This is a genomic window from Cyclobacterium lianum (assembly GCF_900143075.1).
Taxonomy (GTDB): Bacteria; Bacteroidota; Bacteroidia; order Cytophagales; family Cyclobacteriaceae; genus Cyclobacterium; species Cyclobacterium lianum.
Window position 1 is genome coordinate 32,608 of sequence record NZ_FRCY01000018.1, and the last position, 26,724, is coordinate 59,331.

General features: G+C 45.9%; 24 protein-coding genes. 3 read left to right on the forward strand and 21 right to left on the reverse strand.

The window, feature by feature from the left end; genetic code table 11:
- Positions 1–35: 35 nt before the first annotated feature.
- The 5 genes from rpsR to apaG form a co-directional block, all read right to left on the reverse strand.
- Positions 36–287, reverse strand: coding sequence for a 30S ribosomal protein S18 (gene rpsR, locus BUB19_RS20840; RefSeq protein WP_073097445.1), 252 nt, complete (start codon positions 285–287; stop codon positions 36–38).
- Positions 284–655 carry a 30S ribosomal protein S6 gene (gene rpsF, locus BUB19_RS20845; RefSeq protein WP_073097446.1) on the reverse strand — a complete coding sequence of 124 codons (372 nt, stop codon included), beginning with the start codon at positions 653–655 and terminating at the stop codon, positions 284–286. The genes rpsR and rpsF overlap by 4 nt, the downstream gene beginning before the upstream one ends.
- Before the next feature lie 79 nt (positions 656–734).
- Positions 735–1,658, reverse strand: a complete 924-nt coding sequence (locus BUB19_RS20850) for a hypothetical protein (protein WP_073097447.1) — start codon at positions 1,656–1,658, stop codon at positions 735–737.
- A 354-nt stretch (positions 1,659–2,012) separates the two neighbouring features.
- Complete coding sequence (locus BUB19_RS20855) at positions 2,013–2,786, reverse strand: O-methyltransferase (RefSeq protein ID WP_073097449.1); 774 nt, start codon at positions 2,784–2,786, stop codon at positions 2,013–2,015.
- A 10-nt stretch (positions 2,787–2,796) separates the two neighbouring features.
- Positions 2,797–3,183, reverse strand: coding sequence for a Co2+/Mg2+ efflux protein ApaG (gene apaG, locus BUB19_RS20860; protein ID WP_073097451.1), 387 nt, complete (start codon positions 3,181–3,183; stop codon positions 2,797–2,799).
- A 71-nt stretch (positions 3,184–3,254) separates the two neighbouring features.
- Here apaG and ung point away from each other — a divergent pair, with 71 nt between their 5' ends.
- Positions 3,255–3,917 carry a uracil-DNA glycosylase gene (gene ung / locus BUB19_RS20865; RefSeq protein WP_073097452.1) on the forward strand — a complete coding sequence of 221 codons (663 nt, stop codon included), beginning with the start codon at positions 3,255–3,257 and terminating at the stop codon, positions 3,915–3,917.
- 129 nt (positions 3,918–4,046) lie between these two features.
- Here the strand turns inward: ung and lepB are convergent, their stop codons facing one another.
- The 14 genes from lepB to BUB19_RS20935 all read right to left on the reverse strand — a co-directional run bounded on the left by lepB (position 4,047) and on the right by BUB19_RS20935 (position 18,529).
- Complete coding sequence (lepB, locus tag BUB19_RS20870; protein ID WP_073097566.1) at positions 4,047–5,123, reverse strand: signal peptidase I; 1,077 nt, start codon at positions 5,121–5,123, stop codon at positions 4,047–4,049.
- Between the two features lie 10 nt (positions 5,124–5,133).
- On the reverse strand, positions 5,134–5,856 hold the full coding sequence (gene dapB / locus BUB19_RS20875) for a 4-hydroxy-tetrahydrodipicolinate reductase (protein WP_073097454.1): 723 nt from the start codon (positions 5,854–5,856) through the stop codon (positions 5,134–5,136).
- A complete protein-coding gene (locus BUB19_RS20880; protein ID WP_245802919.1) occupies positions 5,857–6,366 on the reverse strand; it encodes a DUF5683 domain-containing protein in 510 nt (169 codons plus the stop codon). It lies immediately after the preceding gene.
- A 99-nt stretch (positions 6,367–6,465) separates the two neighbouring features.
- Positions 6,466–7,374 (reverse strand): ParB/RepB/Spo0J family partition protein, encoded by a 909-nt coding sequence (locus BUB19_RS20885; RefSeq protein WP_073097458.1) that lies wholly within the window; start codon positions 7,372–7,374, stop codon positions 6,466–6,468.
- A 14-nt stretch (positions 7,375–7,388) separates the two neighbouring features.
- The gene (locus tag BUB19_RS20890; protein ID WP_073097460.1) at positions 7,389–8,168 is read right to left on the reverse strand and encodes a ParA family protein; all 780 of its coding nucleotides are present in this window, start codon (positions 8,166–8,168) and stop codon (positions 7,389–7,391) included.
- A gap of 5 nt (positions 8,169–8,173) precedes the next feature.
- The gene (locus BUB19_RS20895; RefSeq protein WP_073097461.1) at positions 8,174–8,857 is read right to left on the reverse strand and encodes a metal-dependent hydrolase; all 684 of its coding nucleotides are present in this window, start codon (positions 8,855–8,857) and stop codon (positions 8,174–8,176) included.
- A 224-nt stretch (positions 8,858–9,081) separates the two neighbouring features.
- A complete protein-coding gene (gene yidC, locus BUB19_RS20900; RefSeq protein WP_073097463.1) occupies positions 9,082–10,902 on the reverse strand; it encodes a membrane protein insertase YidC in 1,821 nt (606 codons plus the stop codon).
- Positions 10,903–10,956: 54 nt separating this feature from the next.
- A complete protein-coding gene (locus tag BUB19_RS20905; protein ID WP_073097465.1) occupies positions 10,957–12,579 on the reverse strand; it encodes a CTP synthase in 1,623 nt (540 codons plus the stop codon).
- Between the two features lie 192 nt (positions 12,580–12,771).
- Positions 12,772–13,608, reverse strand: a complete 837-nt coding sequence (locus BUB19_RS20910) for a fumarylacetoacetate hydrolase family protein (RefSeq protein WP_073097467.1) — start codon at positions 13,606–13,608, stop codon at positions 12,772–12,774.
- A gap of 34 nt (positions 13,609–13,642) precedes the next feature.
- Positions 13,643–15,007 carry a GntP family permease gene (locus BUB19_RS20915; protein WP_073097469.1) on the reverse strand — a complete coding sequence of 455 codons (1,365 nt, stop codon included), beginning with the start codon at positions 15,005–15,007 and terminating at the stop codon, positions 13,643–13,645.
- A 48-nt stretch (positions 15,008–15,055) separates the two neighbouring features.
- Entirely contained in the window at positions 15,056–15,712 is a 657-nt protein-coding gene (locus BUB19_RS20920) for a bifunctional 4-hydroxy-2-oxoglutarate aldolase/2-dehydro-3-deoxy-phosphogluconate aldolase (protein ID WP_073097471.1), read from the reverse strand.
- A complete protein-coding gene (locus BUB19_RS20925) occupies positions 15,681–16,676 on the reverse strand; it encodes a 2-dehydro-3-deoxygalactonokinase (RefSeq protein WP_073097473.1) in 996 nt (331 codons plus the stop codon). The genes BUB19_RS20920 and BUB19_RS20925 overlap by 32 nt, the downstream gene beginning before the upstream one ends.
- 209 nt (positions 16,677–16,885) lie before the next feature.
- Complete coding sequence (locus BUB19_RS20930) at positions 16,886–17,635, reverse strand: AAC(3) family N-acetyltransferase (protein ID WP_073097475.1); 750 nt, start codon at positions 17,633–17,635, stop codon at positions 16,886–16,888.
- A gap of 30 nt (positions 17,636–17,665) precedes the next feature.
- On the reverse strand, positions 17,666–18,529 hold the full coding sequence (locus BUB19_RS20935) for a phosphoenolpyruvate hydrolase family protein (protein WP_073097477.1): 864 nt from the start codon (positions 18,527–18,529) through the stop codon (positions 17,666–17,668).
- Between the two features lie 184 nt (positions 18,530–18,713).
- Between BUB19_RS20935 and BUB19_RS20940 the strand changes: the two genes are divergently transcribed.
- Positions 18,714–20,891 (forward strand): carboxypeptidase-like regulatory domain-containing protein, encoded by a 2,178-nt coding sequence (locus tag BUB19_RS20940; protein WP_143156120.1) that lies wholly within the window; start codon positions 18,714–18,716, stop codon positions 20,889–20,891.
- A 69-nt stretch (positions 20,892–20,960) separates the two neighbouring features.
- On the opposite strand, the gene BUB19_RS20945 is transcribed toward BUB19_RS20940, so the two are convergent.
- A complete protein-coding gene (locus tag BUB19_RS20945; protein ID WP_073097481.1) occupies positions 20,961–22,202 on the reverse strand; it encodes a Tm-1-like ATP-binding domain-containing protein in 1,242 nt (413 codons plus the stop codon).
- A 342-nt stretch (positions 22,203–22,544) separates the two neighbouring features.
- On the opposite strand from BUB19_RS20945, the gene BUB19_RS20950 reads away from it, so the two are divergent.
- Positions 22,545–25,223, forward strand: a complete 2,679-nt coding sequence (locus tag BUB19_RS20950) for a phosphoenolpyruvate carboxylase (protein WP_073097482.1) — start codon at positions 22,545–22,547, stop codon at positions 25,221–25,223.
- On the opposite strand, the gene BUB19_RS20955 is transcribed toward BUB19_RS20950, so the two are convergent.
- Entirely contained in the window at positions 25,224–26,474 is a 1,251-nt protein-coding gene (locus BUB19_RS20955) for an alginate lyase family protein (RefSeq protein WP_084097519.1), read from the reverse strand.
- Positions 26,475–26,724 lie beyond the last annotated feature (250 nt).

Sequence of the window (26,724 nt, forward strand, 5' to 3'; positions counted from 1 at the left end):
GTAATAATTTATTTAAATGAAGGATACAGACCACTTTATTTCAAGCCGTCTGCTACATAAGGCAATAAGGCCAGGTGTCGGGCTTTTTTGATAGCCTGAGCGACCCTTCTTTGGAATTTTGCGGAATTGCCTGTAAGCCTTCTGGGAAGGATCTTGCCTTGTTCGTTTACAAATTTCAACAGGAAGTTAGGATCTTTGTAATCGATGTATTCAATACCCAGTTTCCTGAATCTGCAATATTTTTTCCTGTTTTGCTCTCTGTTGATCGGTTCGTTTTTTAATGTCATTTCGCTGGCTCCTCCTTAGCTTCGGTTTTTTTATTGAATTCACCCTTTCTTCTTCTCTCCGCATACTTGATACCATGTTTGTCCATGAAAGTAGTCAGAAAACGCAAAACCGTTTCATCTCTCCTGAAGCCAAGCTCAAATTTCTTGATTGCAGTCGGCTCAGCCTTGTACTCGACCAATACGTAAAACCCAGTGGTCTTCTTCTGAATGGGATAGGCCAATTTTTTAAGCCCCCAATTCTCCACATTAGTAATTTCTGCTCCCAATTCTTTTAACAAGCCTACGTACTTGTCGACAGTATCCTTCATCTGAACTTCAGACAAAACGGGAGTAAGTATGAATACCGTCTCGTAATTTTTTTGGAACATTCTTTTAAATTTTTGTTTGTTATTTTAAAACAGTTTGCAAAATTAAGGCATATAGACAGATAAACAAAAAATTGGTGCTTTATTTTATTTCGAACGTTCCCTGGCCGATTTCCGCTCCCTCCGAAAAAACCTTTACCGAATAAATGCCTCTTGCATAATCAGACCCCTTTTCATAATAATAGGTCAACTGCTGTTGAGAATTATTGAATAAAAAATCCTGCTTTGAAGTATAAAATTCCTCTTTCCCGTTCATCTGAAAAGTGCCTGAGCCTTTGGCGATATCGAAGATCACCTGACCATTAGGCGAGAGTACCTGAATGTAAACATCCCGGATACCCTCCGGAGCCACGGAATTTTCCGCAATATTGAATGATACTTTCAGTTTGGTCAACTGCCTGTTTCGAAATTCGTCCTCCCGCTCCCGGCCCCGGGAATTCACCGCAGAAACTACGATGTTCTCTGCCTTCAATTTCGAAGCAATGGTGACTTTTTCCTCTAGTTCGCCCTTTTCAATATTGAGTTTGACCACTTCCTCCTCAACCTCTGCCTTGTCTGTTTTCAATTCCTCATTTTCTGCAAATAGCTGTACGTTTTGCTCCCGTAATCTGAGAATATCGGCATCTTTCTCGCTCAGCATCTTACCATAGGCATCGATTCTGGAGTTAAGCTGTTCTATCTCGGCTGCAGACCTGCTCCGCTCCATTTGCCTTTCTCTGATCAATTGGTCCTTGATTGTAAGCAAAGAATCTACATTACCTCCCAGCTTCTCAATTTCCTGAATCCTCAGGTCCAACTGGTAGGTCATGGAATCCAGTCGTATATTCAGATCACTATTTTCTTCAGTTAAGATCAATATTTCTTCGTTCTTCTGCGATTTTTCGCGATGGTCGTTCCAAAGCCTCCATCCACTAAGAATCACCAAAATGATCAACACGATGATCAGGATGTTCTTCCCTTTTTCTGTGCCATTTTGATTATTTTCTGGCTGCTCTTCCTTTGTCATAGCTTATGAAAATCAATCATTTAACTTTATCATTAATCGGTAATTTATTGCTACTGATTCGCGAAATTTACTTTCGGGACGAAACACATGAAGCCTCAATTATTAGACCAATTCGGTTAAACTTCGGTTTTTTACCCGAATTATCCGATTGCAGACCTGTTCCCTGCGCAATGCTCCTAAATTACGTTGGTAGCTTTTGTTTCCGATTTCGGGATCTCCCATTGTTCGAAAGGCAGTCCGGAATAGTTACCGTTTCAAAACCCCTGATGCCTAATCTATCCGGATGTCATCCTTCCCGTCAAATCATGCCGGAAAGCTAACAATTTGTACAGATTCCTCATAATCCTAGAATAATTATATCTCCCACACATACTGTTGTTTGTAAGCTGAGGGTTGAAAAAATAATATGCCGCAGTCAAATAAATCTATGTAGGCCCGGATATGCGGCCCTGAACTTATCTCTTGCCAGGCCCTCTTCATTTCACAGGACCAGTGAATGTCCGCAATCACGACAATACTTTTTGCATGCAGCCTGGGCAAAATAGCGTTAAAGTATGCCATGGTGGGCTTATACCGGTGATTGGCATCCATCAAAACAAAATCGATGGAGCGAAGTCTTTCCAATATCGGATACAGCGATTCATCCAGATTACCCTCAATCAACTGGGCTGACGGGAAACGGTGAAGATGGCTTTGTGCCAGGCCTAACAAAGCAGGATCTCCTTCAAAACTATAGAGTATTCCTTTCACCTCTTTGCACAAATAGGCTGTATTTATCCCGAGAGAGCCCCCCAGATCCAACGCAGTCATACCCGGCGTTTGCCTGCAAAAAAAGCTGTACACCAACGAAAATTTGAGTGGTGTGCCTGCTATTTTCATAATGGAAGAAACCCGCCTTTCCCTTCTTCTCATCCAGCGCGAACCTGCACCGTAGTCGGTAACAGGTATCCTTTCCGTTGATCTCAGAAAATTGTATCTACTGGCTTCAATAGCAGCATCCCCCTTTCTGTGTTCCTTAAGGTAGGATTGCAGGTTACGATACAGCTTATAGAAAAAGGGGGAGTGTATGCTATGGCTATCTTCCTTTCTTAAAAAATAAATCAGGTATTCCCAGAAATGAAACAGCATGAAGACCGACTCAATTGTCAAAAATATTGGCAATAAGTTGAAATTCCGGAATGGCCACATGGATTATTTTGCCATCAACCTGCTTCTCCATGGTATATTGTCCGGTCATCTTTCCCATTCCTGATTTCAGATTGCAACCGGAAATATAGGAATGTGTAGCACCAGGTTCCAGCACAGGCTGCTGACCAACCACCCCATCACCTTCCATGATCTTTAATTCTGAAGTGGCATCATACACTTCCCACCTCCTTTTCAACAGTTGAATGGTAAAATTACTGTGGTTCTCTATGGTAACCTTATAGGTAAAAACATAGTGGTGCTGACCAGGATTGGAAAAACCCTTTTGGTATTCGGCTTCAACGCTTACTTTTACACCTTCTGTAATTGCGGTTACCATGTTTTTTTAAAATACAGAAACTTAACTGAAATTTGACTCGCAGAGCAAATATACCAAGAGAAACGATATAAATGAACGTCAAAATAGAAAATACCTGGAAACAGCTCCTGGAAGATGAGTTTTCGCAACCCTATTTCATCGAACTTGTACAGTTTGTGAAGAATGCCTATCAACATAAGACCATATATCCCAGAGGAGAGCATATTTTCCGGGCCTTTGACTTGTGCCCGGTAGACCGTGTCAAGGTAGTCATCCTCGGCCAGGATCCGTACCATGGCCCGGGACAGGCCCATGGGCTATCCTTCTCGGTTCCGGAGGGTGTTTCCTTTCCTCCCTCCTTATTAAATATCTTTAAGGAACTGAAGAGCGACCTCGACATCCCGCTTCCCTCCCATGGCAATTTGGAAAAATGGGCAAAACAGGGGGTATTGTTGCTCAACGCTACGCTGACAGTAGAAGCCCACAAGGCCGGAAGCCATCAGCAAAAAGGCTGGGAGCAATTTACCGATGTGGTGGTACAGAAACTGGCAAACCAAAAAGATAACCTGGCCTTTATGCTTTGGGGCGCCTATGCCCGGAAGAAAGCGGGGATAATCCCGGAGCACAAACACCTCAAACTCCATGCACCACACCCGAGTCCCCTCTCTGCCCATAGGGGTTTTTTCGGCTGCCGGCATTTCAGCAAGACCAATGAGTACCTGGCAGAAAACGGGAAAGAGCCCATTCAATGGTAAATTAAAAAAGCCCTTTTACAGCACAGGCAAAAGGACTTTTTTAATTTCTCTCTTCAGCAGAGCCCCCGCGGAATCCAAATACGACCCTTACCGGAGGTAGGCCATATTTCCAGCGGAAGTAACCGCATGCTAATCAATGGATTTGAAGAAGCGGCTCCATCTGATCTTGTTGAACATGGATTTGTGCTTTTCCAGAGAGAGCCATAGAAACCAGGCTTTACCCACCACATGGTCTTCCGGAACAAAGCCCCAAAAGCGGGAGTCCAGGGAGTCGTGGCGATTGTCCCCCATCATGAAATAATAATTTTGCTGGAAAGTATAGGTTTCCTGTTTTTCTCCATTGATAAAAAGTTCATTTCCATCAATCCGGATGTCTTCATGGCCTTCAAACTCCCTGATGGTATATCCATAGCGCCTTACATTGTCTTCGTCCAGGGTGATGGTCTGCCCTTCCGCCGGAATTTCCAATGGACCAAAATTATCTTTGTTCCAGTTGTAATACGCCCCATCCGGAAAAATATTAGGATCCCCCTGTCCCGGCTTATTTAGTCTTTTGGTGACTGAGGCAATGGCCGGAGACTTCTCCAGTTCGGCCACCATTTCATCAGTAGCAAACACAAAATACCCGGAATTGTCCTTGAAGGGGAAATAACTGTCGGGATTGATCCCGTAACGGTCGAAGAACTCCGCATTCAACGGCCTGTTGGTCATCACATCGTAGGAAAACTGCATTTCTTCCGGTGTCTCGGCGGCCTCACCATTGACGAATATCTGTGCCTCTTTGATTTCAATGACATCCCCCGGAACTGCAACAGCTCGTTTGATATAGTTGGTTTTTAAATCTACCGGATACTGAAATTCCTCCGGATAGTTGAATACTACCACGTCGTTTCGCTTGATCGATGTGAATCCCGGAAGGCGGTAATAGGGTAATTGTATGGCTTCTGAGTAAGATGGAATATCGGTTCCCCAGACCTTCTGGTGGGTCAATGGAACCTGAAGGATCGTCCTGGGTACCCTGGTGCCATAATGCATTTTGCTGACAAACAGAAAATCGCCAACCAGTAGAGATTTTTCCATGGAGGCAGTAGGAATGGTGAATGGTTCCAATAGCAACCAACGAATAAGGCTTGCAGCGATAACGGCAAACAGTAAAGCATCCACCCATTCTCTGGCGGCAGATTTTTTCTTTTTTTCTTGACTCATTTTTTCTACGTTAAAAGTCCAAAAAATCATTCATGGACAATATCCCCTTCTTCCCGGGAAGCCATTCCGCTACCTTTACAGCTCCCAATGCGAAACCCTCTCTGCTATGGGCTTCGTGCTGAATGGTGATATCGTCTATTTCAGACCGATACCGGACGATATGGGTGCCGGGAGCAGGGTCAATCCTCTTGGAGCTGACAGCAAGGGTGTTTTCCGCTACCGGTTTCCCCTCCTGAAGCTCCCATTTCTTATAATTGGCATTGCTCTCAATCAGGCCCTCTGCAAGTGAAATCGCGGTCCCGCTTGGAGCATCTTTTTTCTCAGTGTGGTGGATCTCTTCTATGCTGGCCCTGTATCCCTTCTGATCCTGCATCATCCTGGCCAGGTATGCGTTGACTTTAAAGAAAATGTTGACGCCGATGCTAAAGTTGGAAGCATGGAATAGGGTTCCGTTATTCAGCCGGCAAAGTGCGCTGACCTGCTCTTTCTGGTCTAGCCATCCGGTAGTACCCACCACGACCGGTACACCTTTTTTCAGGCACCATTCCATATTACCTACAGCCGCATCCGGTTGACTAAACTCAATGGCAACATCAATCTGACTGGTATCCAGCTTCTCCAGGTCTGCCACATTCTCTATGTTTATTTTGGCCACGATCTGATGGCCCCTTTCTTCGGCTATCCGGGTGATAATTTTACCCATTTTGCCGTAACCTAAAATCAAAATATTCATTTAAAAATTTAATTTTACAGAAAACCCCATACTGCTGCGATTTGCAAGTAGCGGCTCTACCGAGGGTTCAAATTTCAAGCTCAAATCGTCACTGATATCAAAACTCGACAGGTGCGCATCTACGAAAGCATCCACAGCACCTACTGCATAGATGGCACCAAAAACCATATACATCGCATCTCTGTTCCTTCTCCAGTAATTTACATTTCTTATTATTCCGTCTTCATTCAGGTTTGGAAACGGACTGGGCTCATTGCCTTCCCGTACGATTTCCAAAGCAACCAAAAATTCCTGGTACCTCCGGTTGTTAAATCCCAAAAAATACACAGCGGTGGTTACTCCCCCGTAAAGTAAAGGTAATTTCCAGACTTTTTCATTATATACCTGTCCGGCACCCGGCAAAAATAAGGATAAAAACAGGGCTTTTTTAGGATCTTTAACATTTTCGGGCTCCTCCAGGATTATCGAATCCTGTTCGTAGACCAGGGAATCACTTTCCTGCGCCTTCACCGTTTGATGATAAAGTATGCAGCAAAAGAACATCAGGTAACATGAAATTTTATATTTCGCACCTGTGAGCAATGGCTTAAAGACGATCTGGCATTTCACTTAGATCAATTCAAGAATTTCCAAAATTCTGTTCAGATCACTGGTAGAATGGAAAGGAATTTTAATTTCACCCTTATCCTTATTGTCTGCCTTCAGAGATACTTTAGTGCCAAAATGGGAAGCCAGTTTCTGCTGGAGTTTGTTGATCTCATATTTCCTGACCGGGTCGGTATTGGTACCGGATACAGGATCCTTTTTCTCTTTACTTTCACTCAGATCCTTTACCAGAGCTTCCACTTTTCTGACACTCAGCTCCTCATTTAGCATTCTTTTGAAGATAGCGAGCTGCTTGTCTACATCCTCTATATTGATCAGGGCGCGGGCATGTCCCATGCTGATCTTCTGATCCCTGATCCCCGCCTGTATGTCTGGTGGCAATTTGAGCAGGCGAAGGTAGTTGTTTACCGTCGTGCGGTTTTTACCCACCCTGTCTCCGAGCTGTTCCTGCTTCAGGTCGCACTCCGACAAGAGTCTCTGGTAGGAATGGGCGATTTCCAGGGCGTTCAGATTTTCCCGCTGGATATTCTCGATTAGTGCCATTTCCAGCATCTGCTGGTCATTCGCCAAACGGACGTATGCCGGAATCTTTTCCAGACCGGCCATCTTCGAAGCCTGATACCTCCTCTCACCGGAGATCAACTGGTATTCATCATCTGCCAGCTTCCTGACGGTAATCGGTTGGATAATCCCCTGAACAGTAATGGATTCAGCCAGTTCTTCAAGTGCTGTTTTGTCAAAATGCGTCCTCGGTTGAAACGGATTCACCTGGATCTGGTCCAGCGGTACTTCAAATATACCTGCTATAGGATGGTTTTCACCACGCTCCGTTTTTTGGGGTGAATCTTGCAGCAAGGCACCCAGTCCTTTTCCCAATGCCCCTCTTTTCTTGTTTGTTTTACTGACAGCCATTTTCTATATCGTATTCAATTAACCTTAGCCATTCCGTTTTTCGTAGCTATTTCGTTGGCCAGGTTCAGGTATGCCACGGCTCCCTTACCTGTGGCATCAAATGCCACTACCGGCATACCAAAACTAGGTGATTCACTTAATTTAACATTCCTGGGTATAATGGTTTCAAAGGTCATGTTTTTAAAATGCATCCTGACCTCATCTACTACCTGATTGGAAAGCCTTAACCTGACATCATACATGGTCAGCAAAATCCCCTCAATTTCCAGATCCTGGTTGAGCCGGGTCTGAATAATTTTTATGGTATTCAATAGCTTGCCCAGACCCTCCAGGGCAAAATACTCACATTGTACCGGAATGATCACGGAGTTGGAAGCAGTCAGGGCATTGATGGTTATCAGACCCAGCGAGGGTGAACAGTCGATAATGATAAAATCATATCGCTCCCGAACTTCACTGATCACCTCCCTCATTTTTTCCTCCCTGTTTTCGAGGTTTACCATTTCTACTTCTGCGCCTACCAGGTCTATATGGGAGGGCACGAGGTCAAGGTTGTCTATTTCAGTGGAAATGATGATCTCCTCTATGTCATTTTCATTCACCATGCATTCATAAATGCTGGTATCGATGCTCTTAGGATCGTAACCTAATCCCGAAGTAGTATTGGCCTGTGGATCTGCATCAATGACAAGAGTTTTGTACTCCAAAACAGCCAGACTGGCCGCCAGATTCATAGCGGTGGTGGTTTTACCCACTCCCCCTTTTTGATTGGCAATAGCTATTACTTTTCCCATTATTTTTATAGCGTAATACTTTCCCCTATGGCAGGCAAATACAACTCTTTCCCGGCTTCCTGAGCCATTTGTATCGCTGCTGATTTATTGATCTCGATGTATGGAAAGGTATCGTAGTGCATGCCTACAATTTTGTCCGTTCCCACAAAATCTGCCGCCTTGGTGGCGTCCCCGATCCCCATCGTAAAGTTATCTCCAATCGGCAGCACGGCAAAATCTATGTCGTAGGAGTCACCGATCAACTTCATGTCGTAGGTAAGCGCAGTATCTCCCGCGAAATAAAAATTTCCCTGCTCTGAGCTGATGACAAATCCTCCCGGGTTTCCCCCAGGTGACCCATCTGGCAATGTACTGCTGTGAATGGCATTTACATATTTCACTTTCCCGAAATCAAACTCCTTGCTGCCTCCATGATTCATCGGATGAACGTTTTCGATGCCCTTTCCCTGAAACCAGGTGACGATTTCAAAATTAGACACCAGCATGGCTGCACTATTTTGTGCAATTCTTTCCACATCAGCTACGTGGTCCTCATGCCCGTGGGTGATCAATATGTATTTCGGTTGTATCGCATCTATATCGATAGCCGAAGCCAATGGATTGGGTGATATAAATGGATCAAATAATATTTCGGTTCCGTTTATCCTGGCCAGGAAGCTGGAATGACCAAAATATTTGAGTTCAATCATACTCATTTGATTTTCCTTTTTCTGATAGGTTTACAAATATATCATTAAAATCGGAACTATGGGAAGCTACTTTTCCACACCTATCGGTGGAAAACCGGCAGATATTTATGGATAAGTAGTCAGGCTAGCCGGTAAAGGCCTGATGAATCTGTTTCGCTTTGCCCGGAACGGGTCCAAAAAAAGGCATGAAAAGATTCATGCCCATTAAATGCTGCTTAAACCGCTTACTTTTGTTTGCCTTTCTTTTTCTTAGGTTCAGCTTTTTTATTTTCAGCAGCCTTCATGGCCTGCTCAATTCTCATTTGAAACTTCGATTTTTTCTTATTGGCATTTTTCGCCTTGCTTTCCTCTACTTTTTGCCTGATTTTGTCGTCATCTACAAATTGCTTGATCAGGGCCTGCTGGCCAAATGTTACCATATTGGATACAAAATAGTAGAAACTCAGTGCCGCAGGGAAGGAATTGAGCACAAACATGAACACGACAGGCATGATGTAGCCTATGTTTTTCATGGGGCCCTGTGCTGTGGTCAGTTGGTTGTTAAAATGCGTATACGCAATCTGTGAAAGCGTCATGAGCAGGGTAAACAGACTGACATGTGAACCATAAAATGGAATGGTAAAGGGCAGGTTCAGGATGGAATCATAGGTAGACAGGTCATGTGCCCAGAGAAACGATTCCTGCCGCAACTCGATAGAATTGGGGAAGAAGAAAAACATGGCCAGAAGAAATGGCATTTGCAAAACCATTGGCAGGCAGCCCGAGATGGGACTCACACCCAGTTGTGAAAAGAGCTTCATTTGCTCCTGCTGCATTTTGGTTTGGTCTTCACCGTATTTCTCCTTCAGTTCGTCTATCTCCGGTTTGATCACCCTCATCTTTGCCATCCCTATGTACGATTTATAGGTCAATGGCAGTAAAAACAGTTTGATGATAAACACAATCAAAATAATGATGACCCCATAGTTATCGAAAAAATTCTCCAGCCAATGGAAAAGATTGACGATGATGTATTTGTTTACCCAGCTTACCAGCACATAGCCCATGTCCACGTTTTTGTCAAACTCAGGGGCGACCTGTTTGAGGATTTTGTAGTTGTTGGGCCCAAAATAATAGGCTACCTCCTCGTTTACCGGAAGCGAAAGGGTCGCGTACATGTGTTTTACCGCCGAGGCGTCCAAGGGTGTCTCCTGAGCAAGGTTGGCTCCGTTGATTTGATTCCTGGCAATGATCCCTGAAGTGAAAAACCGTTGTTTGAATGCCACCCATTTCAGAGGCTCCCCGACTTGCTGGGCATCCTCCGAATCTCCGGTGGTGAGGTAGTCGTAATCTTCATCCAGGGTAAAGAAATTCATGTAGGTTTTCCTCCTGGACTCCTCCATATCTTCTTCCAGCTTTTTGAGTTCACTGCTCCAGTTTACGGTAAGCAGGTCATCCGCAACCAGGTCATCTAGTCCCGAACGCTGCAGCACATGGTCCAGCTCATATCCGCTACCTGCCAGAGAATAGGTCCTTGAAAGGGATCCGGATCCGACATTGGCCGTAAAAGTCAATTGCTGAACAGGTACACCATCTACTTCAGTTCTGTCCTCTTCCACCGAGAAGAACAGGTCATTTAAGCTGATCTTCCCCTGTCTGGAGTTGATCTCATATTCCAGTTCTCCGTATTCCTGATCAAATAAGATCAATGGTTGTTGGTCGTAGGTTTTAAAATTCTTTAGCTCTACTTGCTGAATTTCTCCCCCCTTATTGGAGAGCACTATCCTGAGATTTTCATTCTCCAGAACATAGTTTTGTTCATCCCCCTCGAGCAGACTGGAAAAGTCACCAAACCTTTGCCGGGTTTGTTCTTTCCTTATACTATCTCTCAAGACATCAGTATCCCCCTGATCCAGATTGTCGTCGTCATCAGCTTTCGACTGTACCTGTGTGGTACTGTCCCGGGATGGCTCAGATACCGGCTGGGGCTCACTTGCGAAAAAAAGTGAGTAAACCAATATTACCGCGGCGAAAAGAATTAGTCCTGTCGCTTGATTTCTATCCATATTGTAAACATTTATGCACAGGTTTCAGTAACCTGCTTTTTTATTTGATTTTTCTTATGATCTATTTTGTTTCTTATCGATCATCGATCTGATGAATCGGACAAACAAAGGGTGGGGACTCAAAACCGTACTTTTGTACTCCGGATGAAATTGGGTGCCTACAAACCAGGGATGGTCTTTGATTTCAATGATCTCGACCAGTCCCTTTTCCGGATTTTTACCGGAGGCGATCATGCCATGTGCTTCAAAATCCTTCAGATATTTGTTATTAAACTCATATCGGTGCCTGTGCCGTTCCGTTATTTTTTGTTTTCCATAGGCGGTAAATGCCCGGCTTCCTTTAAGCAATTCACAGGGATAGGATCCCAGCCGCATGGTCCCTCCCATCTGTGTAATGTCCTTTTGTCCTTCCATTAAGAATATAACGGGATCCTTGCAGTCCGGATTGATTTCTGTTGAAGAAGCCTCTTTTAATCCTACCACATTTTTGGCAAATTCAATTACCGCTACCTGCATGCCGAGGCAAATGCCGAAATAGGGGATTTCGTTGATCCTGGCAAATTTGGCGGCTTCAAGTTTGCCTTCAAGGCCTCTGATACCAAAGCCGGGTGCTACCAGCACGCCGTCCATGTCCTGCATTTTCTTGTCCACATTGTCTTTATTCAACTCTTCTGATGATACCAGATGGAGATTGACCTTACACTCCAGGGAGGTTCCGGCATGAATAAAGGATTCGATAATGGATTTATATGCGTCAGGCAGGGATACATATTTGCCCACCAATGCCACATCTACCTCAATCGTGGGATTTTTCAGTTTGCCCAGAAACTCCTTCCATTGCTCCAATTCGGTGTTGGATTTGGAGGAGATCTTTAATTTGCTCATGACCCGCTCATCCAGACGTTCCTTCTTCATCAGGAGGGGAACATCATAAATGGAATCCGCGTCCATGGCTTCAATGACACAGTTTAACTGCACATTGCAGAATAGCGCAATCTTCTTTTTTACATCAGCCGGCAAATGGTGCTCAGTCCTGCATACCAGAATATCCGGCTGCACACCTGCTTCCAGCAATTGCTTTACGGAATGCTGAGTGGGCTTGGTTTTAAGCTCTTTGGCCGCCGAAAGATAGGGTATCAGCGTCAGGTGTATCACCAGAAAATTGTTTGGACCCAAATCCCAGCGTGCCTGCCGGACGGATTCCACAAAGGGGAGCGATTCTATATCTCCTACACAGCCTCCAATTTCGGTGATGATCACTTCATACTTGCCGTCCCGTCCTAGCTTGTAAAAATTGTTCTTGATTTCATCTGTGATATGGGGCACTACCTGAACGGTTTTGCCGAGATACTCTCCCTTCCGCTCTTTTGTGATTACATTGTTGTATATCCTTCCGGTGGTGACATTGTTGTCCTGCGAGGTAGTATTATTTAAAAAACGCTCATAGTGTCCAAGATCAAGGTCTGTTTCGGCCCCATCTTCAGTGACATAGCATTCACCATGCTCATAGGGATTCAGCGTGCCCGGATCTATATTCAGGTAGGGATCAAATTTTTGTATGGTAACAGAAATTCCCCTGGATTGCAAAAGTTTGGCCAGGGAAGCAGCAATAATACCTTTTCCAAGTGAAGAAGTAACCCCTCCTGTTATAAAGATGTGTTTAGTAGGTGAACCCATAAGAACGCTTATATGATATTTTGTTTATATTCTTATGGGATTCAAAATTACGTAAAATAATTGACTTGCTTGACTCTAAACGGTTTAAAATTTTGGGACAAAAACATGGCGCATTCCTGCTGGCCTACAAAAAAAGCCGCTAACCTCCCCAATAGCAAGAGATTACCCATCCCTGGGATAAACCAGACAAATTCAGGCCACAGTATTGATCAGCGAACCGATTTGATCGATATGAATTTTGATCACATCACCAGACTGCAGGGTAAAAGATTGGTCCGGTACAATGCCTGTCCCTGTCATTAAAAACGCTCCGCTGGGAAACGAATATTCCCGATACAGAAATTCTACCAATTGATTAAAATCTCTTTTAATCTGATCAATGGTAATGGTATCGGTAAAAACCTCAATATCATCCCGGACAATTTCAAGCTTGATCTCGGTATTTGATGGCAGGGCATCGTCGGTAACTAATATACAGGGACCCAAGGCAGCGCTACCGTCATAAACTTTGGCCTGGGGCAGGTACAAAGGGTTTTCCCCTTCTATACTTCTCGAACTCATGTCATTACCTATGGTGTAGCCAATGATTTTACCTCCCGAAGATACCATCAAGGTAAGCTCTGGTTCGGGTACATCCCAGGTAGAATCCTTTCGGATCCGCACGGTTTGCCCATGTCCACGTACCCTGGACCCGCTGGATTTCAGAAACAATTCAGGTCGCTCCGCATGGTATACCTTTTCATAGAAAGTGCCTCCGCCACTATCTTTGGATTCCTCCTGCCGCCCCAGTTTGCTCTTGTAATAGGTTACTCCACTTGCCCATACTTCCTGAGTATCCACGGGAGCAAGCAGTCCTGCGCGGGTCCATTCCCGGACTGCATCAGATGGAGCCGCATTGGCCAGAAAATCTTTAATTTTTGAATGGAGCTGGTCATCGTTGACAAACGTATCCCAATCCTGATCTTTCCAAGCGTAAAACTTATTTTCCTTTTCGATGGCGATTCCCTGGGTAGTTCTGTAAATTCTCATTTGCCGGGTATTTATTAATGTGATTGAAAAATTTTCAAGGTACCATCAAAGATACGATCAAAACCAAAACAAAACCAGTAAGTGAGATGATCGTTTCCAATACTGTCCATGTTTTGAGCGTCTGCTTTTCGGAGATGTCCAGGTATTTTCTTACCAGCCAAAACCCACTGTCATTCACATGGGAAAGTATACAGGAACCGGCTGCAATCGCAATTCCGATCAATGCTTTTTGCGGATCCGAAATGTCCATATCGATAATGATAGGTGCTATCATGCCCGCTGCCGTTACCATGGCTACGGTAGCAGATCCCTGTATCACACGTATGATCACGGCGATCAGATAAGCCATGATAATGGGTGCAACATTATAGGCAATAAATACCGCTGCAAGGGCTTCTCCCGCTCCGCTTTGTACCAGGATCTCTTTAAACATCCCTCCTGCCCCTGTGATGACAATGATCAACCCTGCAGGCGCAAGGGCTTTATCGGAAAACTCCAATAGTTGCTTTGCCTTAAACCCTTTTCGAAAGCCCAGAAAGTAGGATGCCAGAAGGGTGGCAATGGTAAGTGCGATAAAAGGGTGACCGACAAACTGTGCCAATTGTATGAGCGCATTTTCGGGATTGAAATAGCCCATATCCATCAGCATATCAGAAGTAGTGGCTATTAATATAAGGAATAAAGGCAGAATGATGATAAAGGCGATCATAAAAAAATCAGCCCTCGATGCTTTTTTTGCTTTCTCATCGGAAAATTCAATGTGCTGCGGTACAGGTACGAATATCTTTTTTGAAATAAATGTTCCGAAAACCGGTCCGGCAAGGATGGCACAGGGAAGACCTACCAGAACGCCAAAGAGGATCATCCATCCCAGAGGCGCATTGATGATTTCAGCTACTGCCACCGGCCCGGGTGTTGGAGGGATAAATGCATGGGTCACCGCCATCCCTGCCAAAAGCGGCACCGCAAAATGAAGCAGCGACTTACCGGCCTTATGCGCAAGGGCATACACAAGGGGAATCAAGATGATGAAGCCTACATCCAGAAAAACCGGAATGGAAACTATAAATCCTGTAAGCATCAGCGCCCAGGAGGTACGCTTTTCTCCAAATCCCCGGATTAAAAAATGTGCCATGGTCTGTGCCCCTCCGGATACTTCAAGCAACTTGCCCAGGATAGCACCCAGCCCGACCACGATGGTGATAAAACCCAGTATATCTCCCATCCCCTTTTGCAAGCTGCCTATCAACTCCATAAACGGCATGCCTGCAGCCAGGCCTACAAAAACGCTCGCCAGAAGCAAAGAGATAAAGGCATGAACTTTTAATTTCATTACCAAAACCAACAAGAGCAAAATGGAAAGTATGGTAATGGTCAAAAGGTAGATGGTCGGATCCATAGGTATCTTGGGTAATGCGGTCAATAATAATTTGAATTTTTTGCTGAATCAGGATTTCTGATCAGTAGCGTACTGCTGATAGGCGCCGAGAAAGGCTTTCAGGTGTTTGGTCAGCCCTTCCCAGTCCTGGGTATTAAGATATTTGTTGGGTACGAGCGCACTGCCTACGCCCACTGCATGGGCACCTGCTTCAAAATACGCCCTAATGTTATCTTGATTTACTCCTCCGGTAGGCATTAATTTGATTTCATTCAGCGGAGCCTGTATGTCCCTGATGTATTCCGGTCCCACAGATCCCGATGGAAAAACCTTCACCATGGTCGCTCCCATCTGCCAGGATTTATAGATTTCAGTAGGTGTAAAAGCTCCGGGAAATACCGGGATCTTTTGTGCTACGCAAAAATTGATCACGTCTATGTCGGAAATAGGTGTTACTATAAATTGCGCTCCGGCATCCAGGGCCCGGTGCATGCCATTCAGGTCACACACAGTGCCGGCTCCTATATTCAGATCCTCACCAAATGATTCAACCAGACGGGCAATATCTTCCGTGGCATTGACAGAATTTAGCGTAATCTCCATGGTTGAAAGTCCTGCTTCCCGAAAACAGGAAGCCACTTGCATCAAATCCCGGCTGTCCAGGTTTCTGAAAATGGATACAATGGGTGCCTTCTCAAAGGCATCCCAGGAAAATGTCTTTCTCATGCATTTCTATTTGATTGATTATTTCTATTTGCCCGTAAACAGCGGCATACCTGAGGAGTTCCGGAGAAAGTACCGTTGAAGGAATATCCAATATCTGCAAAGCCTTCGAATAATACCCGGAAAGCCGGGCATCTGAACAAAGGAATACACTGTTACCTGATTCATCTGCCAAATTACCCAGTTCGTTTCCAATCAACAAACCGCTTAAATATTGTGAGTTCTCAAACTTATTGAATTTGCCAAACAAGTCCTTTGCCCTAACCTTAAAAAACGCAGACAACAAATTCTGCTCTGCTCCGTCAGCGACACCTTGTTCAAAGGCTTTTTCCATTTCAGGACCCTGCGAATCGGAGCTTGAAACACTTTTTGACAATATGCTGGCGCGGGACATCAAACTGTATACCTCACCGGTCATAAATGTCTGAAAATTTGATATTTTCTGGTTTTGAACAGCAACATGCTTGGAATGGGTGCCCGGAAAAATAAACATTCCATTGCCCTTAACATCTTTTATTTTGGCCATTACACCTATCAATTGGGTCTCCTCTCCCCGCATCACGTCTTCCTCTGCCCGAACCCCGGAGACCAAAAGCAAGGGATGTCCGAAATTCGCAGAAGGCTTAAAAAAATGAAAAACAACATCCCTGCCTGAACAACTAAAAGGCAAACCGGCATAGGCTAAGGATTTAATTCCTATCGAAGACGAAGCCATCCCCGAGCAGACCAGTAACAATCCATCCAGATCAATATCCGTTTGCATAGAGAATGCACTTATTTTGTTGTTTAAAAACGCAAAGAAATACGATTCTCTATCGGAAGACTGCAATTCCTGCTGATACGCGTTGTAAATCTGCTGGACCCCATCAGGTGAGGTATACTCCTGCAGCACATGTCCACCGGTCCTGCTGACCAGACGGAGCCTGAAGGAACTCGTTCCCCAATCGCAACTTAAAAATGTATTCATTTTGGCAGGCGGTTTTCGGGCTATTTCAATATGAATGATCTTTTTCGGGCATTACCGGGAATTTTAATTTTTGAAATTAGGGAAATCGAGTAAAAGTTGAACCATATTTTCAAAATTTTCTATCTGTACATGATAATCTTCTGTTTGCATTACTACCGCTAACCTACTAATTTCTGTAACCCGCACTCTCAAATGATCTCCTCAAAGGGTTACATTTGATCCACAAAGAAAAATGGATTTTCCTTTAGCTGGCGGAACCCTTTTGCCCACATTTCCCTGCTATCCAATACCAGGGTATCTGCATCCAGCACCTTCCCCCTTCTGCAGGCACCTGGATCCATGAGTGAGAGTAGTCTATCATATCTCTGCTCATAATTCTTAAACCCATGAGCAAGATAGATTTTTTGCATCCGGCTTCCGTCCTTCAATCTGAGCTGGTAACGGACCCGACTACCAAACAGGTAGGGAGGTATTACTTTTTCCTCGATCGCATGCATGGAAGTATTTGGCCTGCTTCCGCAGCCGAGAAACATGACTTTACCCTGCACTTCCGGCAATCTGGCAAAAGGCGAATGTGTGCCGCAGGGCGTGCTGTCCTTCCAGTGTTCCGCCAGAAAGAAGACTGAAAGACGACCGCGTGCGGAGACAGAATGGGTAGGGTGCAGACTTCTGTCTACTCCCTCACAAGTACGAAAGTATTCGGCAAGCCCTCCTACGCAGGAAGGTGTTGCTGATACATCAAAATCGGGATGATCTTGCGTGACAGTTTTGTAGGAAAGACAGGGCATCAACAATGTGCCTGAGCTCCCCAGAACTTCCGTCAAGGCAGCCACCAAGATACCAGCCCGGTCCCGAAATCTTCCTACCGCATTTAATGAGGCGTGCACCAAAAGGTGATCCCCACCGCTTAAACCAAGCCGAAGCAAGTCCTCAATCAGTCTGTTTTTGTGGTCTTTCACGTGGAATAGAAACGCCTATCAAAACAAATGTTACTGATCCAGCCGGATTTTTTTAAAGGAGCGGGTGAGGTCCAAAAGGGATTGTTCCACACCCATCCGTTCAAGAGACGAGGCTCCTACAAAACCATGACACTGCGTATGAGCCAAAACCTGCCTGACATCTTCCGGCGTATTGACTGGCCCGCCATGGGCAAGAAAAATAAGGTCCTCATTCAGCCCTTTGCAAGCATCGACAATGGCCTGGGTCCGGGAAATCGCATCATCCATGGTGCAGGAAGCACCTTTCACTCCCACAGAGCCCCCTACCGTGGTACCCACATGGGAAATGATCGCATCAGCGCCGGCCTTTACCATTTCGACAGCTTCCTCAGGCCTGGCCACATAAACAATGGAAAAAAGCTCCATTTTGTTGGCAATACTTACCATTTCGACCTCTTTTTCAAAGCCCATACCTGTCTCTTCCAAAACCTGCCTGAACTGCCCATCGACAATAGAATGGGTGGGAAAGTTGTTGATGCCAGAAAAGCCCATATCCCGGACTTTCAGCAAGTGGTGCCAGATACGTCGTCTGGGGTCAGAACCATGGACACCACATATTACGGGGGTATCTTCCACGACCGGCAATACTTCATATTCTCCGATCTCCATGGCCACAGCATTGGCGTCACCATAGGCCATTAAACCGGCAGTAGAGCCATGCCCAGACATGCGGAATCTGCCGGAATTGTAGATAATGATCAGGTCAGCACCACCCTTTTCGATAAATTTAGCGCTGATCCCGGTGCCCGCTCCGGCAGCAATGACAGCATGATTTTGATTGATGGTCTTCCATAGGCGATCCCTTACTTCCGCTCGTGTATAGGGATTGCCCTTTCCTGTCCAGGGGTTAGGCATATTGAACTAAAGTTTAATTTTATAAATAAAAAAGCAAGATACCTCAAAAGCAGGATGGATTCAAAGAAGCGGACAGTTTAAAAGATCTATTTTTTTCATTTTTTGCTTGGTTTTTTAAAATTGATTAACTTATAAAATATTTCCTTTCAGATCATTTCCACCGTATTTTAACCCTACTATGACCATGGACCCAAAAGAAAGAATTTTCAATCACCTGAATTTCATAACCCTACTGCAAGTTATTGCGCTTTTCCTGTTCCTTGGGCTGGTTGCTTGCCAGGGCGAAAAAAAGAGCGTCCCCAGGGGCGAAATGGACATTTCCGGTGTGGTCAGCGGGCCAGACGGGCCGGAGGCTGGTGTCTGGGTTATTGCCGAAACCCACGAACTCCCCACCCGCTACGCCAAAATTGTTGTCACGGACGATGAGGGCCGGTACCTGATCCCGAACCTACCGGATGCAGACTTTGATGTTTGGGTGAGGGGCTATGGGCTGGTGGATTCTCCCAAAGAAAAAGCCCGGCCGGGCCAATCTCTGGATCTGGAAGCTGTCGCAGCGTCGGGACCTGAAGAAGCCGCTGAATATTATCCGGCCGGCTATTGGTTTTCCCTTTTGGAAGTTCCTGATGCAAGTAATTTTCCGGGCACCGGACCAGACGGCAATGGCATATCTCCCGATATTACCAATCAGGCTCAGTATTTGAGAAACATAAAAAATGGCAATTGCCTGGCATGCCATCAACTGGGCAGCAAAGGTACCCGTGAATTTCACCCAAGTTTCAGAGAAATTGAAAGTTCAGCGGCTGCCTGGGAAAGGCGGCTGCAATCGGGGCAGGCAGGCGGCAGTATGACCTCTTCTCTCCACCAATTGGGAAAAGAAGGATTTTTGAAAATGTTTGCCGACTGGACCGATCGAATAGCGGCAGGGGAAACGCCCGAAATGCCGGAGCGACCTCAAGGCCTGGAAAGAAATGTAGTGATCACCCAGTGGGACTGGGCAGATCCCAAGGCTTATTTGCATGACCTGGTCTCCACAGACCGAAGAAACCCAACTGTCAACGCCAATGGGCTGATATATGGTGCGCTGGAAGCCAGCGCAGACTACCTACCCGTACTGGATCCCGTCAACCATACTACCTCGCGGGTACCACTCACCGTGCGGGACCCAAATACTCCGGTAGCTTCAGGACCGGAAATGCCGGCGGCTTCACCCTATTGGGGGGAAGAAGCCATCTGGAACAGCAAAGCGAATGTGCACAACCCCATGCTGGATGAAGAAGGGAGGGTATGGATTACTGCCGCGGTAAGACCTTTTGACAATCCTGAGGAATTTAGAGCGGGTTCGGCGCATCCTTCGGCCCAGGTTTTTCCATTAAACAGAGCCAGCCGGCACCTGGGTGTATATGATCCCGAAACCCAAACCTACGAACATATCAGCACGGGATTCAGTACCCATCACCTGATGTTTGCTGAAGACGAAACCAATACCCTCTGGACCAGCGGTGGTGGACAGGTGGTAGGATGGCTCGACACCAAAAAATATCTTGAAACGGGAGATGAAATCTCTTCACAAGGTTGGACTCCGCTCATTCTCGATACCAATGGGAATGGGAAAAGGGATGATTATGTGGAGCCGGGTGAACCTGTAGATCCGAAAAAAGACAAACGGATCACCAACGGCCTTTATGCGGTGGCACCGGCAGCAGATGGTTCAGTATGGGGTTCTTCTCTCGGATATCCGGGAGCAGTTGTACGGATAGATCCAGGCGACAATCCATCTGAAACAGCAATAACCGAATATTACGAATTGCCATTGGATGAGGCGGGGGAACCCTTGGAAGGATGGTCGCCAAGGGGAATGGATATCGACCGAAATGGGGTAGCCTGGGTTGCTCTTGCCAGCGGCCATATGGCCAGCTTTGACAGGAGTAAGTGTAGCGGCCCGCTAAATGGACCGGATGCTACCGGACAGCATTGCCCTGAAGGCTGGACCTTTTATCCGGAACCTCTTCCCCAAATGAAAGGTGTAGACTATCCGGGAAGTGCCGAATCCAGCTATTATACCTGGGTGGATCAATTCAACACCTTAGGCCTGGGCGAAAACATTCCGATCAACACCGGAAACGAATCGGAAGGATTGCTGGTATTGAAAGACGGAGAATGGATCGTGCTGCGGGTACCCTATCCGATGGGATTTTATACCAAGTGGATGGATGGCCGCATCGATGATCCCGATACAGGATGGAAAGGAAGAGGGATATGGGCTACTATCAGTACCCGGGCTCCATTTCATATGGAAGGCGGAAAGGGCACCACCAGTAAGGTGTACCATTTCCAAATGCGGCCTGATCCATTGGCCTATTGATGAAATGAAAAATTCTTCCCAAGCATAAAACCTGGGAAGAGGTATTTTAAATCCTGGCAAGACATTTAGTCAGAGGCAATCCCTTTCCATAATACCCAAAAGCTCCTCAACGAGCATTTCGGCAAAAATCGGATCATTGATATGGGCAGCGGTTGTTATTATACGAATATCTTTTTTCAGGTGTCCGGAAAGGGAATCCTGAAATGCGGTCGTCATTTTCCTGTTATAAAAAATATTATCCGGAGCATCCAGTTGCGAAAACCCATGCAGCGGGATCATCACCCTGATCTTTGATTTGTCCCTGCTCTTGTTAAGTTTTCTTGCAATTCGCTTTGCCAGTTCCCGGTTTTCCTCCTCATTGGTCCGCATGAGGGTCACATCCGGCGCCCATTGATAAAACTTCCTGTGCTTGAATTTATCCGGTACAGATGGTCGTGGGCCAAAGTTGACCATATCCAGACATCCCGGAGCAATTATCAGTGGCAGATTGGTATCCACCGCTGCTGTCAGCCTTTCCGGACCAGCGCTCAGGATTCCATCGCAAAGTTCATCTGCCAATTCAGTAGTGGTCAGGTCGATCACCCCATCAAACACACCTTCCCTGATCAGCGCCTCCATGGTTTGTCCCCCCAATCCATTGGCATGAAAAGCCATAACTTCGAATCCTTTTTTTTCCAGTATCCGGGTGCATTCATTGACACATGCTGTGGTATTGCCAAACATGCTGATGGCAATGACTCCCCGAACCTTGATCGCTGACAAAACATCCACCCGGCCCATGGCCACTATGGCTGCTGCCGCCTGGTCAATAATGGGTATTATTACACTATTTAATCCCGCCACATCTACCACAGAAGGTATAAGCACGATATCCTTGTACCTCATCAGTGCAGATACATCTTTACTGGCAAGCGTAGAAATGCACATCTTGGGCAAACCAAGGGGCAGACTTTGCATTGCCGAAAGCGTAAGAAAGGTCCCTCCGCCGCCTCCCATACCGATCACTCCTTTCAATTGCTGCTGCCTGTCATAGATGGAAAGTATCTTCTGCAGACCTTCGGCCATCACCTCAAGAGCCAGTCCCCTGTCTTTTTTGTTCCTTAGCTCCTGAAGTGACATCCCTCCATATTCCGCTACCGTTTCGGCTTCCAGATCCACAGGAAACAAGTCGGTCGTACCCATAATACCCGCATTTACACAAAAAACATTTTCGCCACAAGCCATAATCTGGTCCCGTAGCCTGGAAAAAACGGCTGCCTTGGTATCGAAACAACCCATAATCAGTATGGATGGTGTTGAAGGAAACTTCATCTAATGGTTTTTTTCGGTAAACAAAAAACAATAGCTGAATATAGAAATTTTAGTTCCAATTAAAATAACCTGCATTGAATAAATCCATTATTATCTCAACAGCACATCTATCATTCCCAGGAGAATCCCAAATATCATTCACAGTGCTTGAATACTTAATTCTGGTAGTATAATGCCGATATCTACAGTCTCCGCTTTCTCTAACTGCCTTTCAAGTTTCTTATCAAGGGCTCCTGCACCATTTTGGTAAATGGAATGCATTGTATGGCCTATAACTTTTATCCCCGGTGCCGAAGGCTTATCTTTATAACATCAGGCCGAAAAACAAGCTTAACATTGACGATGACTACTAACAAACCACTATTCGAAAAAATTACACAAGATATGGAATTCCTCACCGATTGCTTTCGCAGGGTACTGCAACAGCTTGGTGAACATGAATTGGAGAAGGCCGTCATACAAAGGACCGAGCCGATGGAAATAGATTTGGAAGCCGGAGATTTTGAAGAAAAACACATACAGGTACTCAGTATTTACCTTCAACTGATGAACCTGGTAGAAGAAAACGCCGGGGTTCAGATACGCCGGAGAGAGATAAATGAACACGGTCTTGCTGCCATAAGAGGATCCTGGGGTGAGACCCTACAGCGCTGGCAAGCCCAAGGATTGACAAGCAATGAAATGGCAACCGCCATCCGTCAGGTGCAAGTATATCCGGTATTGACGGCACACCCTACCGAGGCCAAAAGAAAATCCATTCTGGAGCTGCACCGGGAAATCTACCTGAACCTGGTCAAATTGGAAAACAATGCCTATTCAAAATTTGAAAGGTCCGGATTGAAAAGGGAAATCATTGCCCTGCTGGAACGCTGGTGGCGAACCGGTGAGGTATATCTGGAAAAACCAACGCTGGAGATGGAAAGAAATAATGTCATGCATTATTTTACAAAAGTATTTCCGAAAGCATTGCTTAAAGCTGATCAGCAATTGATGGATAGCTGGGCTGCGATGGGTTTTGACCCTTCGGTGTTTGCCGATGCAGATGCCTTTCCGGATTTCCAGTTGGGAAGCTGGGTGGGTGGAGACCGTGACGGACACCCCTACGTTAGTGCTGCGCTTACAGAAAACACCTTGCTGGAGCATAGAAAAGCTGCACTTTCTCTGGTGTTGGAAAATCTTGAGTTGTTGGGATCAAGAATGAGCTTTTCTGCCATAAGAAACACCGTACCCGAATTTTTTAAAGAAAAAATACAGGAAAAGGCAAAACTTATCGGGCCGGAAAGCGATGCTGCACTTTCCCGGAATCCTATGGAACCCTGGCGACAATTTATCAATCTTATACTGCTCCAGGCAAAAAATACCTTCCAAAATGCCAGGGATAAATCCATCTATAGCTCAGCATCTGATCTGCGTGCAGACCTGCATGTATTGCGCAAAAGCCTATTGGATATCGATGCAGATCATATAGTCAGCCAGTTTATCCTACCGCTCGAAAGACAGGTAAAAAGCTTTGGTTTTCACCTGGCACGTTTGGATATCCGCCAAAACAGCAGCTTTCATGAAAAGGCCATGGAACAGATCATTGCGGGAACCTTTGCGGATCTCGCGCCCTATTCCGAATGGTCTGAGGAAGAAAAAATCCAATTTATAAGCAAAGAATTAGAAAGCAAGAGACCGTTTGCCTACCCCGGTAAATCTTTTGGTCCGGAGGCCGATAAGGTTTTGGCTTGTTTTCAGGCAGTAAGGAACCATATTGACCAATTCGGTGCCGAAGGCATTGGCTCCTTTATTGTCAGCATGACCAGAAGCCTGAGCGATCTTCTGGTAGTATATTTGTTTTTACGGGAGGCCGGATTGGAAGGAAGGGATTTTCAGGTCGTACCCCTTTTTGAAACGATCGAAGATCTTCAGCATTCAAGCCGCATCCTGGAGACATTTTTGTCGCATCCTGCGTATCCCAATACATCCGGCTTGCAGGAAGTCATGCTGGGCTATAGCGATAGCAACAAAGACGGAGGTATCGTCGCAAGCAGGTGGAATATTTTTCAAGCCGAACAAAAATTAACGCAAACAGCCGGCAAACACCACATTAAACTTCGTTTTTTCCATGGTATAGGTGGAACCATCAGTCGCGGAGGCGGCAAATACCATCGGTTTCTGGAGAGCATGCCCGCGGGAAGCTTGCAGGGTTCCCTCAAGATTACCGTGCAGGGCGAGACGATTGCCCAGCAATTTGCCAATATGCTCACCGCTGCCTATAATCTGGAAATGTTGTTTTCCGGAGCCGCACTCCAAACGTCCTTTTCGCTTTTCCCGGAAAAGGGAATCTCCTACCCATTGACAAGCCTGGAATTGATGGCAAGCATCGCCCGGCAGCATTACCAAAAGCTGGTTGGCCATCCTGAATTTTTGGAATTTTACGGTCAGGCCACGCCTATCGATATATTGGAACTGAGTAAGATTGGATCACGCCCATCGAGAAGGACCGGTGAGCGGTCCCTGGATGACCTACGGGCCATTCCCTGGGTTTTTAGCTGGAGCCAATCCAGGTTTAATCTTACCGGCTGGTACGGCATAGGGGCGGCACTCGATCAGATGAAAAGAAAGCATCCCGAGGACTATAGTAAGATCCAGGCACAAGCTTCTACCTGGCCTCTTCTACGGTATGTATTGATCCAGGTAGAGACGAATTTATTAAATGCTGATGAAGAAATCATGAACCAATATGCCGGCCTGGTAGAAAACAGGGAAGTAGGCGTGAAGTTTACCAAAAGTATCATGGAAGAGCGCAAACTTGCCCTCGATCACATCGGTAGTATCCTGGGCAAGGAACGGGAAAAAAGACGAGCAGGTTTGCTGGATGGGATCGCACGGCGCAGGAATGCACTCCATGGCTTGCACCAGTTGCAGTTGAAGAATCTACGCAACTGGAGAACGTCCAAAGACATGGAGTCCCCCTTGCTGACCCGCCTGCTCAAAATCACTACTGCTTTGGCCAGTGGATTAAAACATACCGGTTGATCATTCACGCAAATCCTTATATTCCAGAAGATTCCAATACAGAAAATCAGCCTCCCCATCGCTTATCTGCTCCGCAAGGCGCTTGTAGGGTTTGTACTGGTATACCCTGGATGCAATAGCTAGTGGCAATGCCAGGCGGGCATCATTCTTCTTATGGATCTGTTGATGGGGCCAGGTCTTTTCGGAATCAAGATAGGGAACCATAAAATCCAGTGCCCTACGGATACTCCCTCCCTTGGGATTTTCATAGTTCCAAAGATTCAAACCGGTATGGAGGCTTGCTTTGGCGTAGCTCATGATACCCAACAAGTTCATGGCACTGTAATCCCAGGAACGGGTACGGGCCAATTCTTTGGGTTGAGATCCGTCCGCCTCGATCATTTCGTCCAGTATCAAAGGAAGCCCAGCCCGGGCCAGGCTGTCCGCTGTTGCCTGCAGGTCTACATAAAGGGCCAGTGGAATCGCCTGGGCGAAATACCAGGTGGTATGGTTATTCCCGTGTACCGCTTCATCCTTTCCATGTTCACTATTGATTAGCCAATCCAGGTATTGGGCAATCCATTTCTCCATTCCATTTTCAATTGCTGCATTCCAATGTGCTGAACCCGAAAGCAGGTAAAGCATATCCGGCAACTCCGAAAAGGAGCGGGTATCGATGATCCCTATGCCCCTGCCTTCCGTCCTTCCCGGTATTCGCTGCGCATAGTTCAGGTTAGGGTTCATTTTGGTCCCGGAATCTAAAAACCAGGCACGGAGCAACTCGATGGCGTGTTCGGCGTAGGCTTCTTCTGCTGAAAAATAATAAGCTTGACTTAAAGTCCTCAGGGCATCCATCAGTTTTCCGAGTTCCTCTTTGTCCTTATAATCGTAATATTCCGGATTGATTTCTCCATCTCTGCGAATGTAGGGAAGCCCATCATCCTTTTCCGGGTCAGGCCACCAGTAAGGTCCCATGCTGGTATAATCATGGATGTCCCCGCTGGGTGGCAATTGTATTTTGTGGGTAACTGAAAATGGGCCTTCTTCGAGCTTCTGATCAGCTTGTCGGAGAAGTACCTGCATTTCCGGTGCTACCTCCTTCTGAGCTCCAAACACCAGCTTATTTCTGGCTTTTCGCATGATTTCTCCGTCCAGTAGGATAAAATTACGGTCGGCCATTTCGGCCGCTTGCGGAAAAACGACCATTGGAGCCAGCAGAAAAATGATCAGTTTTCCGATGAGCAGACCTAAAAACTTGTTTTGAAATTGCATGTGTAAGTGGTTTTTTCTTGATTTCCGGTGAGATCTCCCCTACAGTATCGTCATCCCACTGGGTCAGGCACTCTTCACGATCTGTTTCACGCTAAAATGATTTGGTGTTTTCACAACATATGTCATTCCGGATCGAAATTACGAACCTTCTGGTTCCTATCTGTCAGGTCTGGTAACGATCCCTTCCCATGGGTAATAACATTGTATAGCGTTTCAAATAGCCTTATTGGTTCTATCAGAAAACGAGGGG